We start from the raw sequence: 14,000 nt of genomic DNA, 5'->3' as shown, positions 1-14,000 counted from the left end.
GCGACCACAGCAGGGCGACAGCGGGCGGCGCAATCGATCGCCAGCAGTCTCACAGCCCCAGCTCTTGCGCGATGCTCTCCGGTGACTGCCCGCGGCGCAGGGCGCGCTGGGCGTCCCTCACCAACTGCGCGGCGGCCTGCTCCTCGAAACGGCGGGCCATGGCTTCGGCCTTGCGTGCGATGGCGGCGGCCAGGTCGCGGGGGAATGGCGCTGGCTTGCGCTGGCGGTCGTAGTCGTCCAGGTAGTCCCGCTGAATGGCGGTCATGGTGCTGGCCTCGCTGATGGTCTGTCGGCGTAGTGTGCCAGCCCCTCGCGTGCGCGTACTGCTCGGCATGAGGGCCTCAGATCGGGGCGCCCTTCCGGTGATCGGCCAGCGGGGAGCGCAGCCAGCCCCACGAGCACGCGGGGCGGGTTGTTTCGCAAGGGGGGTAAATCGCCCCCCTTCAGCCAGTCCCACACGCACACGGGCCGAGTAGATCAGCCGAGCTTCCGGCCAATGTCCGCGCCCCTCCTGGCATGGTCCAGAACCAGACCATCCGCCTCCTGCTGGCGGGCCTGCCTCAGTGTGGCGCTCTCGCCACTCAGGGCAGCACCAAGGCGGGCCGGTGCGTGGCGATCCTGCGTGAAGGGTGCGTGACGGTTGCCGCTGTTTTGCTGGCAACCTGCGTGGAAACCTCGATGGAAACCAGCGCCAGCACCAGGGCGGCGATTCCCTCCCTGTTAACAGTTAAGTTAACGACTTCCGTTAACGGGGAGATTTTCTACACGTGAGGGATCGGGCGGTTTCCGGCGCGGCGAGCCTCGAAGTTTCAACCCACCCCCTCCCATCGGCCACCAGCGCCAGCACCAGACGCGAACAGGATCAGGCCAGGCCATCGGCTACCGGATCAGCTGGCGCGTGCTATTCCGGGATTTCCCCGGCTTTACGCGGGGATGCCTTGGGGTGTGGTCATCATGGCCACCCCTCCGGCCTTACCGTGTTCTTACCGTGCCGGCCTCATCCATTGGGTTGGTTTTCGCAAAGCCGGGCAGGACTGTAAACGCGCTTTACAGGCGGCTTGCATGGGGTGTTTTCCCATATCCGGCGTACTGCTCTTGCGAGCGAAGCAGGTCAATCCACGCTGTTGCGCTCGCAGTGGATACCGACAGCCTTGCACTGGTCGAACAGCTCGCGCAGGTGTTGATAGGAGCCGCACAGAGTTTTGATGATCTCTCTACCATACGATAGATGTAGCGACCACTGTCCCAGGTGGTCGGTCAGCAGCTCTGAGTGGGTAATGTTGTAGGACTGCCCGTCGAGCGTGATGCGCCAAGTTTTGGCCATTCAGCGGATCTCTAGGTTTTTGGGCGCGCCAAACTGCCATGTCCCGCATGACAAGGTAATGAAAAGCCCGCATTAATCCGGGATCGTTTGACGGTTAGCAGTTACGGTAACGGGCTCTAATGCTTAACGTCCGGTGCTGGTCACTGTCTTGACAGTGGGCCCGTTGCCAAGCGCGGCCTTGGCGATGCTCAGTCGACTCGCCAGCACTGGCGCAGCAGATCGGCCAGCGGCAAACTGGATGCCCGCCCCGGATTGGCCGGCGATCATTCCCGACTTTCCGGATATGTACTGGCGCCGGGGGCGGCTCAAAGTCCGATCTGCGGACAGTCAGCCCCGCGCGCAGACAGCTAAGCACCGATGTACAAGCCACACAAGCCAGCGGATCGGCGTCAGCCCAGCAGCGGCGCGGCTTCCAGCGATTCGCGAGTGGTGATCCTCTTGTACATTGACTTTCGGCAAATGCTCACCCTGCCCACCCCTGTCAAACGTCTGGAAGCCAGAGGCTGCGCGGCCTCCAGCGGATCGAAGAAAGGGTTGTGGTGGAGCATCCGAAAAATCGAAAAATTGTCGGTTACCGCGCGGCTCGACGCCTTCCCCGCGGGGGTGGGAGGAGTGCCAGGGTCCCCCCGGCTGCGCCTGCGCCTTTCGCGGTGGCCTGCCATCGGCCAACTCCCGAATTTTTAATTTCGCGGGCGTGAAAAAAGACTTCAGGGCGCGGTCTAGGCGCGCAAGGGCTGAAAGTTTCGAGCCTCCCCCTCCCTGCTGGCTATGTCCGGTCGTTTCCGCATGGCCATCGGCCTCTGTGCGACTGCTGGCGCGGCTTCCAGGCAAAACCGGAACCGGAAACAGGCCGGCGGCAGATCGCCCGTATGTAGTCCAGAGTCGGGGCTCGAATTACCCGCAGGGGTGGCGGGGATTGGAAGGACCCGTGGCGGGGGGCCTGTCACTGCCTTAGCTGTGCTCGGCCCAGTGCCAGTCTGGTGCTGCCCTCCATCCTTGACGAGCTAGGTCAATCCTTCATCTGCGACAGCAGTTGCCGGGCGGCAGCGTGCGGTGAGTCAGGTGGTCGAGCATAGTGCGCTCGCCGGTTGGTGAGGCGTGCGGCTATCAGCGTGAAGCTCGGCAGGTGCAACGTGCTGCGCTTGATGAAAGCCGTGTGGTTTTTCACGCATGGGCGTCTAAATTCAATACTGGTCGGCATGGGCCATACCGCCTATGGAAGGCATATTTTCAGAGCAGTCGAACCGAATAGAGCAGGCATATTATCGCGCGTATGCTCTTGTTTATCCTGCTTGGCAGCTTATCGAGCGTATGCTGTTCAATAAAGACTTTAGTTTGTGGAGGAATTATGAGCTGGGTGTTTGGGCTTTTGTTTTCGCTGCTCCTTGGCCACTTTATTGTCGAGTACTTCCTTTGGGCTCTTCGGAAAAAGATGGCTCTCGGGGAAAAGCCCTTGCTCCTCGACAATCCCAAGCGCGTCCCGCCTTGGCTCACGGGAGCAATGGAGCGATTGTTCTTCACCATATTAGTAGCGCTCAATATCTCTGGAACGCCTGCTGCCATGATTGGTTGGCTTGGATTAAAGGTCGCTACGAATTGGAATCATCCAGACTATAAAGATAATCCGAAAGCAAGGTCTTTTGCATTTTCCGGCCTACTAGCTGGCCTTCTTTCCTTGTTAGTGGCTTTTGTCGGAGGGCGCATCTGTCGTATATGAGCTTTCCCCAAGTAGCGAGTGATACTCCTCCAAATTTGTTGCCAGCGCACTGATCATTATCCACGACCAGCCAGTTAAAGTTACGAGTCAGGCGGTGCCATCGAAACTACCAATCCCGGTAGTCTCGACTGAAGCCGGTAGTTTCGCGGGCGCCGGCCACCAAGGCATTGCCCCAATCAGCAGTGCGACAGAGCCACCTCGGCAATCTTCACGCCGCGTTCGATGCTGGCGAGCATGGCAGCGGCATCCTCCAGGGCACGGGCATCCACTCGCTTGAGCTGCTCGATCTTCTGCCCGAACGTCCGCCAGTGCATGCCCTTGGGCTTGCGGATCAGCTCGGCAGGGCGGATCAGGAACCCCTCCTGGCAGCCCAGGGCGCGGCACAGCTCCCACGAGCTACCCGAAGCCCGGTCGCGCTTGTTGACCTGCTGGCTGCCTCTAGTCCTCCATCTTGGAGGTTCCAGAACCTGCCCTGTACTGCCCGACTGGTGCGGGCCGCAGCTGGAAAAGCGGGTCGGTACGTACTGCCGGTATCCCAGCATAGCGCTGACGCATCACTGCACACGAAGCCGACCATTACCGAAGCCGCCATCCTCCCACCGGTCTTGGCTGAGTGGCATAGCCGGCAGAGCCACCGCCCGTTCGAGCGGCCCGCTGGTCTTCTTCTTTTGGAGTTCCCGAAAAGCGCCAGGGGCAGCGGCTGGTGCGGCTTCAAGTGAATACCTCGATACGGACGATACCGGCCTCATACCGCTTGAAGCGCTCGCCTCCTGCCTCCCATACCGGCCATGACGGCGGGGCGGTGCTGGCTTGCGTGCGTCTTGGTGGCACAGCTGGTAGGGAGAACGAATCGCTCCGTCTCGCGCGCGCGTATTGCTCGACAGGGAGCCAGGTCGGCATCGGCTCGACTGGCCAGCCACCAGGGCGCTTACCGGCAGATTTCGCCGATAGCTCTCCAGCTACCAGAGCAGAGCGACAATCATCTCCAGCAACCGAGTCTCGAAACAATTATCTAGATTTTTGCGTCTGATAGATCCGAGGCAGCGCCAAATTCCCAATAATCTTGCATTCTTCATCATTATTTAGAATTGGCAGAATCCACTTTTTTATACTGCCATCCTCCATGGCGCGCGTGAATAAAGAACTCCCACGACGCCATGTCAATTTGCCGCTTTCAGTGCATACAAATGTATACAGAGTAGCCATTAAAGCGTCTCCTTCCCTGAGTTGAAGATGCAAGAATAGCCATCCAACACAGTAGGACTTGCTTAGGGATGGTCTGAAGTAGTCATGTATTTCTGGCTGACTTCAGCCCCCGCCGACTTTGAAAGCGGAGAATCGATCAAAAACGATCGGATCACCCGCTCGTTTCTGCGTTTTTTAGCCACCGCGAGCACGTCGCAGCGACCGTTTCCCGCATTACAGGCGCACCTCTCCTGCATTCGCCAGTAAATGTCGGCGCGCCATCCACAGGTTCGACAGCGCGAAAAGCGTCACCAACTGCGCGGTGTTCTTGGCCAGGCCCCGGAAGCGTACCTTCACGTAACCGAACTGGCGCTTGATCACCCGGAACGGATGCTCGACCTTCGCTCGTACCTGCGCCTTGGCTCTCTCGATCTTGCGGATCTGCTGGTAGAGCACGCTGCGCTTGCCATGTTTCTTGTAGGTACTGCGCCGAGCCGCGACCTGCCAGATGACCTGACGACCTTCATGCTCGGGGCGCTTTTCGACCCCGGTATAACCGGCATCGGCACAGACCACGTTTTCCTCGCCATGCAGCAGTTGGTCGACTTGGGTGACATCTGCCACATTGGCCGCCGTGACCACCACGCTGTGCACCAGGCCCGATTCATCGTCGGCACCGATGTGCGCTTTCGCGCCGAAGTAGTACTGGTTGCCCTTCTTCGTCTGGTGCATCTCGGGGTCGCGCTTGCCGTCCTGGTTCTTGGTCGAGCTCGGCGCATGGATCAGCGTGGCATCGACGATGGTGCCCTGGCGCAGCGACAGGCCCCGGTCACCCAGGTAGCCATTGATCACCGCCAGAATCCCAGCCGCCAGCTCATGCTTCTCCAGCAGACGACGGAAGTTGAGGATGGTGGTTTCGTCAGGGATACGCTCCAGGCTCAATCCGGCAAACTGGCGCAGGAGAGTGGTCTCGTACAGCGCCTCCTCCATCGCAGGATCGCTGTAACCGAACCAGTTCTGCATCAGATGCACGCGCAGCATCGCCATCAGCGGATACGCCGGACGACCGCCTTCACCCTTCGGGTAATGCGGCTCGATCAGGGCGATCAGCCCAGACCACGGCACCACCTGATCCATCTCGATCAGGAACAACTCCTTACGGGTCTGCTTGCGCTTGCCGGCGTACTCGGCATCGGCAAAGGTCATCTGCTTCATCGGGAAACTCGGGCAACGGGATCGGCGTATTTCACCAGATTCAGAAAGTCTTCTTCAGGGTTTCCTTAGCATTTGTGTGGCTGCCGAGAATCAGTATCTCGTCATCTTCCGCACATGTAGTGCGACGCATCAACGGATGCACAACGGTAGGGTATCGGTCGTGTAACGGTGAAGTAACGGCGAGGTAGCGTTTTACGCCAGTGCCGAGCAGCGCCTTGGCGATGCCTGGCTCGGTGCTGGTCTGGCTCACTCGAAGGCATGGCAGACCATGGCGGTGCCGCCGGCTTGGGGTGGTGCTGGGCAAGGGTGCCCCGGATCAGGGCACCCTCTCAGGTGATCGGCCAGGCGCCAGCAGCTCGCCGACGACTAGTCGAACAGTCGCCGTCTGCTCGTCGAATGCTCAACGTCCGCTCAGCGGACGTTCAACGGATGTGCAACAGTTCGGCAGCGGCCGTGTAACGGTGAAGTAACGTTCCAAGGCTGCCAATCCAGCCGACACATTCAGGCCGCGCAGTCATGACAGCCCCACGGGCACAATTTTGTGCCCGCTGAGTAGTGCGTGACTCGTCGTGACGGTGCGTGACGCCTGACCGGTGCTGGCCACCGCGGCGAGCGCGCCAGCCGATGCGCTCGGGTCAGCCGATCAGGTTCTCCAGGATGGCGTCGCCCGTGGCGCCTTCGAGTCGCTGGTGCGCGGTGGCATGGCGCAGCACGGCCTTTGCCTCGTCGCGGTTGCGGGGGCGAATCTCCGCCAGCAGGCCCTCGACGAAGAAGCGCCGAGCGCTCGCCTCGCTCGGTCCTTCGTAGGTATAGGCGCCAGGCGACTCGGGACAGGCCCGGCGCAGGCGCCACAGGTCATGCCAGTAGTCCAGCTCATGCAGGCAGTCGGCCAGGGTGTGCGGTAGCTGCTCGGGGTGGGCCTTGAAGCGCTCGGCGGCCTTGGCATCGTCGTAGAGGCCCATGCCGTCCGGCTCAAGGCCGGCGAGCACCACGCAACACCAGTGCTCTTGATCGGTGTCCGCATTGACGTTGCCGAAGCGTCCGGCGGCCTCGGCGCGATCCTTCGCCAGCGCCAGCGAGTCCCTGGCCAGCCCCTCCAGCTCGTGAAGCCCATGGAAGCGGAAGGGCGGAATGCCCGGCTTCAGGCCGAGCCGGTACGGCTTCCACTCCCATTCCCGGAAGCGCTGGTCCAGCTCCTTGTGGGGCGTGGCGATTCGCTTCGATGCTTCCAGGGCGAGGCCGATCAGCGCCTCGTCCCCCGTCTCTATGCACTCGCGCAGCCACAGCAGGGCATCAACCTCCTTGTCGCCGGTTATGGTCCTCTGCGGCGGTGCGGCGCGTGTGCTCAGGTTCGTGCTGGCGCTGGGGCGGAATGGGGGCAGGGTGAAGAAGGCCCGGTGCTCTAGGTTGTCGCGGAAGGCGCCGGAGCGTGAAACAAGGGTCTTCACCGTGCCCAGCGGCAAGCCGGTGGCGGTGGCCACCTGGCGCAGCGACATCCGGCGGCGCAGGTCCAGCACGCGGCGGCGTTGTTCTTCTGAAACCCGCTGTTTCGTTCGCTCGGGCGAATCGTTCGCTGTCATGGGATCGACTCCAGGGTGTGGGATGGTCGGCGCCAGCCTGGCGCCTGCTGGGAAGTTGTGGCCCGCCGTCAGTGCGACGGGCCGTCTTGGGTTGCTCGAACCGGCAGCCGGCAGGGTTTACCGCTTCACCACACGGGAGCCGCTGGCGTCATGCGCGGTCAGGTCCGGGCGCTTGATGGTCACGGTGCCGTCCGGCTGAGCCATGCGAACCGGGGCGCCGTACAGCGGGCCACCAGGGCCGAACGGATCGGGCAGCGCGCCTTCCGGTGCGGTGCGGATGAATTCACCCATGGCGGCGAAACACGCCTCGAACAGCGGGCCGCTCTTGAAGTCCTCGCCCCGATGGCTGGCGCTTTCCTCAAGGTTGTGGATGAAGATCAGGTCGGCCAGGTCGGCCACACCTTCGCGGCGGACCTGCTCCCGCTCCACCGGGTTGACGCTCAACAGGTCGCACAGCCCGTCGAAGCCCAGGGCGGCCAGATAGCCGGCCCGGTCATGGAGCAGCTCCTCCCCGTAGGACATCAGCACCTGTCGGGTGGCCTCCATTTGCTCGGCGCCGTAGTCGCTCGCCTGCTGCTCAAGGCTGTGTATCGCCAGCTTGGTGAACGGCAGATGCTGGCGCAGTTGGTTGGCCTTGCGGCGCAGAGCGCGGCGCTCGTCGTGGATGGCCTCACGGTAGGCGCAGACGCGGCGCAACACGCGGCGGGCGACGATCAACCGGGTGCGCAAGGTGGCCTCGGGTTTCATGGCTATGTTCGCCAAGGCAAGGATGGCTTGTGGGTGGCTCGTGGTCATGGGTCAGTTCTCCAGGATGTCGGCATCCGGCCAGCGCCAGCGGGCTTCGGCCAAGGCTTCGGAATAGGTCATGGGGGTGCCGCAGATGGTGCAGACCGGCTTCCCGCCTCGGGTGATCGTCCAGGCGTTGCGGTGGTGCTCGCTGCTGGCAGGCTGGGCATCATTGGCGGCGCGCAGGGCGGCGACGATCTCCAGGCGGTGCGCCTTGATACCGGCCATCAGCTCGGCGGGCGGCTGGTGGTCGGCCTCCCAGGTCAGGCGTCCGCCAGACAGCGCCAGCACCACCCCTTCGGCTTGGGCCATGCCCAGCAGCTCGGCGGCGGTCACAGCTCACCCCCGTACCTTGCATGGGTTGCGACTGCGACATTTGCGACATCTGCGACAGCCACCGTATTTGCTGGCTTTGTGCATTGCGACAGGGTTGCGACAGGTTGCGACAGCGGCAGAGTGGTGGGTGGCGTGTCGCAGCTTGTCGCAAGGGTGTCGCAACCCTCCGGGCCTTGCTGTGCGGGCTTTGTCGCAGTTGTCGCAGTTGTCGCAGTTGTCGCAGTCGCAGCCGGATTGATTCGGAAGTGCTTACCGTCGCTGGTCAAAAGGTGGTGGTGCTCGACCAGCACGGCCAACAGCTGGTCGCGCTGCTTGGCGCTCTTGCGGGCGATGGGAGGACCCTCCCGCTGCAAGGTGCGCGCCTCGAAGGTCTGCCAGCCATTGGCGCCCAGCCAGTCGAACAGCCGCTGTGCTTGGATCAGGTGCGGCTCTGCCTTGGCCGGGTTGGTCAGACGCAGGGCTTCGACCAGATACCAGCGCACCAGGATGGCGGCACGCTCGAGGATGGGCCGGGTGATGGCGCCGGACTCCTCGATGACGGCCAGCACTCCGGCGATGCGCAGCACGTTTTCCCCGCCCTTGGCCGCGGTCGGCTTGATCTCCTGAAGGTCACCGCCCTTGCCCAGCTCGGCCTCGATGGCGTCATGGGTGGTGATCCACGCGGCCAGCGCCTCCCGCTCCAGGGGCAGGGCCGGGGGCGCCAGCTCGCCGCGCTCATCCTGCGGCGGGGCCAGCGCCAGCAGCCTGGCCATACGCTGCCAGTAGTGGCCAAGCCGGGCGTCCTTGGCTGGGTCCGAGTCGCGGTAGAAGCGGCTACCCGCCAGCGACTGCGGCCAGGCGATCAGGAAGCGCGCCAGGAAGCCCTGCCCCTGCATGAGCGGGTTGCCCAGCACTTCCTGCGCCACGATGGGCTGGATCATCAGGTGCGCGCTCAGGCGGCAGCCGCTGCGCGATGCGCTCTCGCCCTCGGCGGCACGGGTGCGGGTGATTGGCGCCCCGTCCCACAGCTTGGACAGGCCCGCCACGCTCTTGAGCATGTTCTCGGGCTTGCTGGCATGCCCCCCGAAGAACTGGCCCCCCTCGTCGCTGAACAGCCCCTGCGAGGGGTGGCCGTTCAGCAGGGACTTTTGCAGCCCTTCAAGGGTCGGCTCTTCGGCCAGGATGAACGGCAGCAGCGGCGGCGCAGGCTCCTCCAGTCTGGCCAGCTCGGCGGCGACGGCCTCTGGCGTGCCCTTGGCCTTGTCCAGCACCAGGGCGCGCACGCGCTGGTAGGCGTCCCGGTTGTCCCGGTATGCCTTCGCCTCCGCCTTGTAGGAGTCCAGCAGCTCCCGTTGGCGGTCGTGGTGGGCACGCAGTGCCAGGCGATCGGCGGCCGATTTGCGGTCGCCCGACTCGGCGACAGTCAGCGCGAACAGGGAAAGCGGGATCAACTGGCCGGCGCGCTGGGCGTTGGCGTGGGGCTGGGCGGCCATGGCGGCAGCAGCCAGAACGGACTGAGCGGCCAGGGCATCGGGAACCTGTACGGCTTCGATGATGGCGGCGGCAGCTCCTCCCAGCAGATCGCCCAGGGCAGCGAGCGGATAGGGCGCGGCGGCCTCCAGGTTGGGCAGCAGCGGCAGCGGCTCGGGATAGGTTGGCGCAGGAATGAGCGCTCCGGCCTCATCCGTGGGCGGCATGGTTGCATTGGTCGGTGTCATTGGTTGGCCTCTCGCCACTGGCGAAGATCGTTGAAGTCGGACAGGGACAGGGGTTCTTTCCCGCTCCAGGGCGGGAACACCACGCCACAGCCGAGCAGGCCGGCGGCATGGTTGGCCTTGGTGCGTCCGGGGTTGCCCTCGGTCTGGCGGTCGTCGTCGCCGGCCACGATCAGCACGGCGTCCGGGTAGCGGCGGCGCAGGTGCTGCCCGACCGCCAGCAGGTTGCCGGCGTTCAGGGCCACGGCTACGGCGGCGCCGCTGTGCTCGTGGAGCGTCGCCCCGGTCGCCCAGCCCTCGCAGAGGTAGAGCGGCCGGCCGGCCTCGATCCGGCCCAGGGCGCAGTAGCAGCCCGTCACCCGCCCGCCGGGCAGGAAGCGCTTGCCGCCGTCCGGGGCGATGCGTTGCAGGTTCACCAGCCGGGCGGCATGGAACAGCGGCACCAGCAGCTCGCCGCCGCGCTGGCGCAGGCCGTGGGGCTTCACACCCTTGGCGACCAGGTACGGGTGGCCGGCTTCGGCGCGGCGGGCTCCCTGCCAGCAGCGGGCGGCCCAGCTTTCGGCAGCCGCCCAGCGGCGGCGCTGCTCGGCCTCTCGCTGGCGCCGGGCCTGCTCGATGCGCTGGCGCACCTGCTCGGCTTCCTGCGGGTCGGTGGGCTGGCGGCTGCTCCAGTGGTGGACCGCGCCAGCCTTCCAGCTGCCGAAGGCGCCAGCGGCCAGCCCGTCCGGGAACAGCACATACCAGCCGTTGCGGCTGCCGCTGCGGTCGCCGGGGACGTGGAAGCGGTGGAGCTGGGCATCAGGCTCGGGCAGCCACTCCAGCGGGCCGAAGGCGCCTTGCAGGGCGTCACGGAAGGCGGTCACGCAATCGAGACTCATGCGGCCCCCTTCGGTGGCATCAGCCGCTCGACCAGCGCCAGCAACTGCCCGGCCAGCCGTTCCAGGTCGGCGCGACGCTGCGGGTCGGTTTCCTCGTCGGCCAGCACGCGGGCCTCGATCTGCGCGTCTATCAGCAGGCGGAAGCTCCGGGCGTCGATGTGCGGCGGCTCGCCTCCGCCGCGATTGAACGGGACAACGGTCATGGGCGGACCTCCTCGATGCTCTCCAGGCGGGCGATCAGCGCCACGGCCAGCCGCTCGGCAGCGGCCTGCCAGTCGGCGAGTGCGGCGCCGTGCTCGGCGGTGGTGCTGGTCTGGTCGGTGGCACGGTGGAGCGCCTGCTGCGCGGTGCGGATCAGCTCCAGGTGGTGCGGGGTCAGTTGCAGGGCCGGGCCTTTCTCCGGGCAAGCCGATCCCGTCGCCGCCGGTTGGCAGCGTTGAAAATCACGCATGGGTCAGTCCTCGAAGGCTTCGGGGTCGAAGGGCTCGGCGCCCGCTCGCAGGGCTCGCATGCCGACTACGGCCAGCGCAGCCAGGCCCGTGGCAAAGCCGCACTCGGCGCCAGCGCCACCGGTCTTCCAGTAGGGGGACATCAGGGCGAACTGGATCGCCTCGAAGGCCTCCACCTCGTCAACGGCGTGCAGGGTGCGCACCTCCTCGAGCAGGGACTCGCCGAGGCGGTGCTCGATGTTCCACTGGTTGGGCTGGGGCGGCACCCGGGCGGGCGCCCAGTTGATGAAGCGCGGATCCTCGTCGGCGGTGTAGCCGGTGAAGCTCAGGCCGGCGCGGGTGGTAATGGCGCGAGTGAGGTTGTGCCAGGTGGGCGTCATTGGGCACCCCCTGCGGCGTCGAGCTGGCTTTTCAGTTGCTCAGTCTGCTGCTCCAAGTACTCGGACCAGTCCACCGCGGCCTGCTCGCCCAGGCCGGCGAGATACTGGGTGTCGAGCGCTCCGCTGCGGCTGGGGCTGCTCAGGGTGGCGAGCACGCCAGGCGTTGCCCGGTAGATGGCGCGCAGCAGGGAGGCCAGTGTGTCGAGCTGCTCGCGGGTGGACTCCAGCAGCTCCAGGGCTTCGTCGGCGACGGCCACGGCGTTGACGGTGGTGTGGGTAGTGCGCTGGCTCACTGGGCCACCTCCACGGCTTTCGGGGCTTGAGGGTGGGCCTTGGCGGCGGTGTGCTCCTCGATGTGCTCGGGCAGGGGCTGGTGGCCGGCAGCGAGCGCCAGCTGATCCAGATCGGCGAGGCTCAGGTGGGAAGGTAGACGCAGATTGCCCAGGACGCGCCCGGTGCTGTCGATCAGCTGGACGGCGATCACAGGGCCACCTCCTGCGCTTCCAAGGCGCGGGCCTTGGCCATGTGGTCGTTGTAGCGGCGCAGGCGGACGGACAGGGAGGAGTCGGCGTGCAGGGCAGCCATGGCCATAGCGCGGTGGGCGCTGGCGCGTTGCCGGAGTGCGGACAGATTGAGGGCGGGGTCGTGCTTCATGGGGTATAGCTCCAAGTTTGATTGAGGAGCTGCCACGAATCGCCGCGACGCGATTTAGGGTGGCAGCTGTGCGCAGGTTCGCGGACCGGGAAACTTGGAACCCGGCAGGGCCGAAGCCCTCCCACGCACAGCCGCCATAACACGACATTGCGGGCACAAAAAAAGCGCCTGCAATGGGATGGGGGCGCTTGTGCGCCAAGTTTTCCAGCGGGCCGCGACGCCCGGCCACGGGATTGACCGTGACCGGCGCAGAGTAGCGCCAGCTGCTGGCGCGTGCAACCCCCGGTTTCAGGCTATCGGGACCATAGCCACCCGGTTGTTGCATATGCCGTTCGGCCGTGTCATTCCTTTCAGCATGAACCACCAGAAAGAGGTGATCGAGCATGGAGAAGGTAATGGAGCGGTTCCAAACCGATCTGCTGAACTCTGTACAGGCCTTGGTGGAGTCCGTGCGGCAGATGGAGGCCGGCGAGGCGGTAGAGCTACCACCAGATGGCAAGGTTTCCGTCACCGTTCGGTTACCACCCGAGCTGGTGGAGGCCTTTCGCGCCACGGGCGACGGCTGGCAGGCCCGGATGGATGCCGCTCTGGCCGACTGGTTGCGGATGAACTCGCCAGCCAGGACGCTGATGTAGCTCTCGGCTCCGACAGGAGGGCATCCGCTGGCCGTCCGCATCGGGCCAGCAACGCGGGGGCGGCGATCTGCCGTGGCCCCGCGTTTTTCATTGGAGGCGATCATGCCGCACGCCCTCCCGCTAGACGCTTTCCCTGCAACGCCTGCATGTACTGGCTCAGGTTGGCCTTGCGCTCGGCGTAGGGCATGCCGGTGCCCATCAGCGCCGTGTCGCACAGTTCGACCAGGGTGACAAGCTCCAGCTCGGCGGCGCTCAGTTGCTCGCGGCTACGGCCAGCGAAAGCCCCGGTGATCGTCTCGTTGATAAGCCGGGCCTCGTTGATGAAGTGATGGCGCTGGGGCGTCTTGCCACGGGCCTCATGGTGGAGCGCCAGCGCATCGCACATGGCCCGGTAGCCGAGGGCAGCCTCGCGCCTGGCGCTCGCCCAAGGCTTCCCGTCACCGCGCAGCAGGGCGTCAATCTGCATGTCACACCAGGCGGCGAACTTCGGACTGATCCAGCGGGCGAACGCGACGGCCAACTTCGGGTGAAGCCACGTTCCGCCGTTGTTCCCGCGTCGGGTCTTCAAATATCCGGAATCACGGACATTTGAGATTGCGGACGGCCCATCATCAGGGTGCTGGAGTTCGTCCAGGGCACGGACGTACTCCAGGGTTTCGGCGCTGTCGAGCCAGTTGCGCAGGTGCTTGCCGAACCTCTCGGCGATCTCGGTCGCATGGAGCCAGCCATCGGCGTTGAACCGTACCGGCTGGCCTTCGTAGTCGAAGGGGATGATGCGTGCGCTCATGCCGCCGCCTCCTTGCGGCCCCTAGCCGGCTTGTTCAGCAGCGCCAGCACGGTACGGGCATGCTTGTGCTGGCTCTCCGGCAGGCTGTAGCGGGTCACATCGCAGGGGGCGCCCCAGCGGTTTGGCACCTTCTCCGGCTGGCGCTGGAACTCCAGGCCGTAGCTGTGCGCCAGCTTGGCAATGGTCGAGTTGAGGCAGTGATCGCCCAGGAGTTCGGCCTCGAAGCGGTTCAGCGAGTTGCACGGCGCCAGCAGGTAGGCCAGCACACGGGCGATCTTGGTCGGCGCCTTGTCCTGCAGCTCGGCGGGGCTGGCGCTGGTGGTGATAGACTGGCCTTGCAGCAGGCGGCTTTGTTCTTCGGGACGGGTCGCCTTTTTCAT

At 65.0% G+C, this 14,000-nt stretch carries 20 protein-coding genes; 3 read left to right on the top strand and 17 right to left on the bottom strand.

Annotated elements, in window-relative coordinates; all coding sequences use genetic code 11:
* Window positions 1–49: 49 nt before the first annotated feature.
* A complete protein-coding gene (locus ACG10_RS17730; RefSeq protein WP_089169230.1) occupies window positions 50–265 on the bottom strand; it encodes a hypothetical protein in 216 nt (71 codons plus the stop codon).
* A 344-nt stretch (window positions 266–609) separates the two neighbouring features.
* Here ACG10_RS17730 and ACG10_RS23855 point away from each other — a divergent pair, with 344 nt between their 5' ends.
* A complete protein-coding gene (locus ACG10_RS23855) occupies window positions 610–771 on the top strand; it encodes a hypothetical protein (RefSeq protein ID WP_157731479.1) in 162 nt (53 codons plus the stop codon).
* A 340-nt stretch (window positions 772–1,111) separates the two neighbouring features.
* On the opposite strand, the gene ACG10_RS17720 is transcribed toward ACG10_RS23855, so the two are convergent.
* Entirely contained in the window at window positions 1,112–1,324 is a 213-nt protein-coding gene (locus ACG10_RS17720) for a hypothetical protein (RefSeq protein ID WP_089169228.1), read from the bottom strand.
* Window positions 1,325–2,672: 1,348 nt separating this feature from the next.
* Between ACG10_RS17720 and ACG10_RS23850 the strand changes: the two genes are divergently transcribed.
* On the top strand, window positions 2,673–3,041 hold the full coding sequence (locus ACG10_RS23850) for a hypothetical protein (protein WP_136888461.1): 369 nt from the start codon (window positions 2,673–2,675) through the stop codon (window positions 3,039–3,041).
* 176 nt (window positions 3,042–3,217) lie between these two features.
* Here ACG10_RS23850 and ACG10_RS17710 read toward each other — a convergent pair whose 3' ends face one another.
* From ACG10_RS17710 to ACG10_RS24160, 13 genes are all read right to left on the bottom strand, one after another.
* Window positions 3,218–3,583, bottom strand: a complete 366-nt coding sequence (locus tag ACG10_RS17710; protein ID WP_232487139.1) for a hypothetical protein — start codon at window positions 3,581–3,583, stop codon at window positions 3,218–3,220.
* A gap of 877 nt (window positions 3,584–4,460) precedes the next feature.
* Window positions 4,461–5,441, bottom strand: a complete 981-nt coding sequence (locus ACG10_RS17705) for an IS5 family transposase (RefSeq protein ID WP_089166808.1) — start codon at window positions 5,439–5,441, stop codon at window positions 4,461–4,463.
* Between the two features lie 635 nt (window positions 5,442–6,076).
* Window positions 6,077–7,021: a hypothetical protein gene (locus ACG10_RS24540; protein WP_089169226.1), complete on the bottom strand. Its 945-nt coding sequence runs from the start codon at window positions 7,019–7,021 to the stop codon at window positions 6,077–6,079.
* Between the two features lie 117 nt (window positions 7,022–7,138).
* Window positions 7,139–7,768 carry a hypothetical protein gene (locus tag ACG10_RS17695; RefSeq protein WP_232487138.1) on the bottom strand — a complete coding sequence of 210 codons (630 nt, stop codon included), beginning with the start codon at window positions 7,766–7,768 and terminating at the stop codon, window positions 7,139–7,141.
* A 51-nt stretch (window positions 7,769–7,819) separates the two neighbouring features.
* Window positions 7,820–8,143, bottom strand: coding sequence for a hypothetical protein (locus tag ACG10_RS17690; RefSeq protein WP_089169224.1), 324 nt, complete (start codon window positions 8,141–8,143; stop codon window positions 7,820–7,822).
* Window positions 8,140–9,819, bottom strand: a complete 1,680-nt coding sequence (locus ACG10_RS17685) for a YfjI family protein (RefSeq protein ID WP_089169934.1) — start codon at window positions 9,817–9,819, stop codon at window positions 8,140–8,142. The genes ACG10_RS17690 and ACG10_RS17685 overlap by 4 nt, the downstream gene beginning before the upstream one ends.
* A 17-nt stretch (window positions 9,820–9,836) precedes the next feature.
* Window positions 9,837–10,715, bottom strand: a complete 879-nt coding sequence (locus tag ACG10_RS17680) for a toprim domain-containing protein (protein ID WP_089169223.1) — start codon at window positions 10,713–10,715, stop codon at window positions 9,837–9,839.
* On the bottom strand, window positions 10,712–10,918 hold the full coding sequence (locus ACG10_RS17675; protein ID WP_089169222.1) for a hypothetical protein: 207 nt from the start codon (window positions 10,916–10,918) through the stop codon (window positions 10,712–10,714). Before ACG10_RS17675 ends, ACG10_RS17680 begins: the two co-directional genes overlap by 4 nt.
* On the bottom strand, window positions 10,915–11,166 hold the full coding sequence (locus ACG10_RS17670; protein ID WP_089169221.1) for a hypothetical protein: 252 nt from the start codon (window positions 11,164–11,166) through the stop codon (window positions 10,915–10,917). The genes ACG10_RS17675 and ACG10_RS17670 overlap by 4 nt, the downstream gene beginning before the upstream one ends.
* Before the next feature lie 3 nt (window positions 11,167–11,169).
* The gene (locus tag ACG10_RS17665) at window positions 11,170–11,544 is read right to left on the bottom strand and encodes a hypothetical protein (protein ID WP_089169220.1); all 375 of its coding nucleotides are present in this window, start codon (window positions 11,542–11,544) and stop codon (window positions 11,170–11,172) included.
* Complete coding sequence (locus ACG10_RS17660; protein ID WP_089169219.1) at window positions 11,541–11,837, bottom strand: hypothetical protein; 297 nt, start codon at window positions 11,835–11,837, stop codon at window positions 11,541–11,543. Before ACG10_RS17660 ends, ACG10_RS17665 begins: the two co-directional genes overlap by 4 nt.
* Window positions 11,834–12,028: a hypothetical protein gene (locus ACG10_RS17655; protein WP_089169218.1), complete on the bottom strand. Its 195-nt coding sequence runs from the start codon at window positions 12,026–12,028 to the stop codon at window positions 11,834–11,836. The genes ACG10_RS17660 and ACG10_RS17655 overlap by 4 nt, the downstream gene beginning before the upstream one ends.
* Window positions 12,025–12,198: a hypothetical protein gene (locus tag ACG10_RS24160; RefSeq protein ID WP_198318966.1), complete on the bottom strand. Its 174-nt coding sequence runs from the start codon at window positions 12,196–12,198 to the stop codon at window positions 12,025–12,027. The genes ACG10_RS17655 and ACG10_RS24160 overlap by 4 nt, the downstream gene beginning before the upstream one ends.
* 383 nt (window positions 12,199–12,581) lie before the next feature.
* Between ACG10_RS24160 and ACG10_RS17650 the strand changes: the two genes are divergently transcribed.
* Complete coding sequence (locus tag ACG10_RS17650; protein WP_089169217.1) at window positions 12,582–12,833, top strand: BrnA antitoxin family protein; 252 nt, start codon at window positions 12,582–12,584, stop codon at window positions 12,831–12,833.
* A gap of 100 nt (window positions 12,834–12,933) precedes the next feature.
* Here the strand turns inward: ACG10_RS17650 and ACG10_RS17645 are convergent, their stop codons facing one another.
* Window positions 12,934–13,620, bottom strand: a complete 687-nt coding sequence (locus ACG10_RS17645; RefSeq protein ID WP_089169216.1) for a KilA-N domain-containing protein — start codon at window positions 13,618–13,620, stop codon at window positions 12,934–12,936.
* Window positions 13,617–14,000: a hypothetical protein gene (locus tag ACG10_RS17640; RefSeq protein WP_089169215.1), complete on the bottom strand. Its 384-nt coding sequence runs from the start codon at window positions 13,998–14,000 to the stop codon at window positions 13,617–13,619. The genes ACG10_RS17645 and ACG10_RS17640 overlap by 4 nt, the downstream gene beginning before the upstream one ends.

The sequence above is a fragment of the Azotobacter chroococcum genome (assembly GCF_002220155.1).
In the GTDB taxonomy this organism is placed as follows: domain Bacteria; phylum Pseudomonadota; class Gammaproteobacteria; order Pseudomonadales; family Pseudomonadaceae; genus Azotobacter; species Azotobacter chroococcum.
The sequence above is the reverse complement of the archived record's forward strand: the minus strand, read 5'-3'. Positions and strand labels throughout refer to the sequence as shown.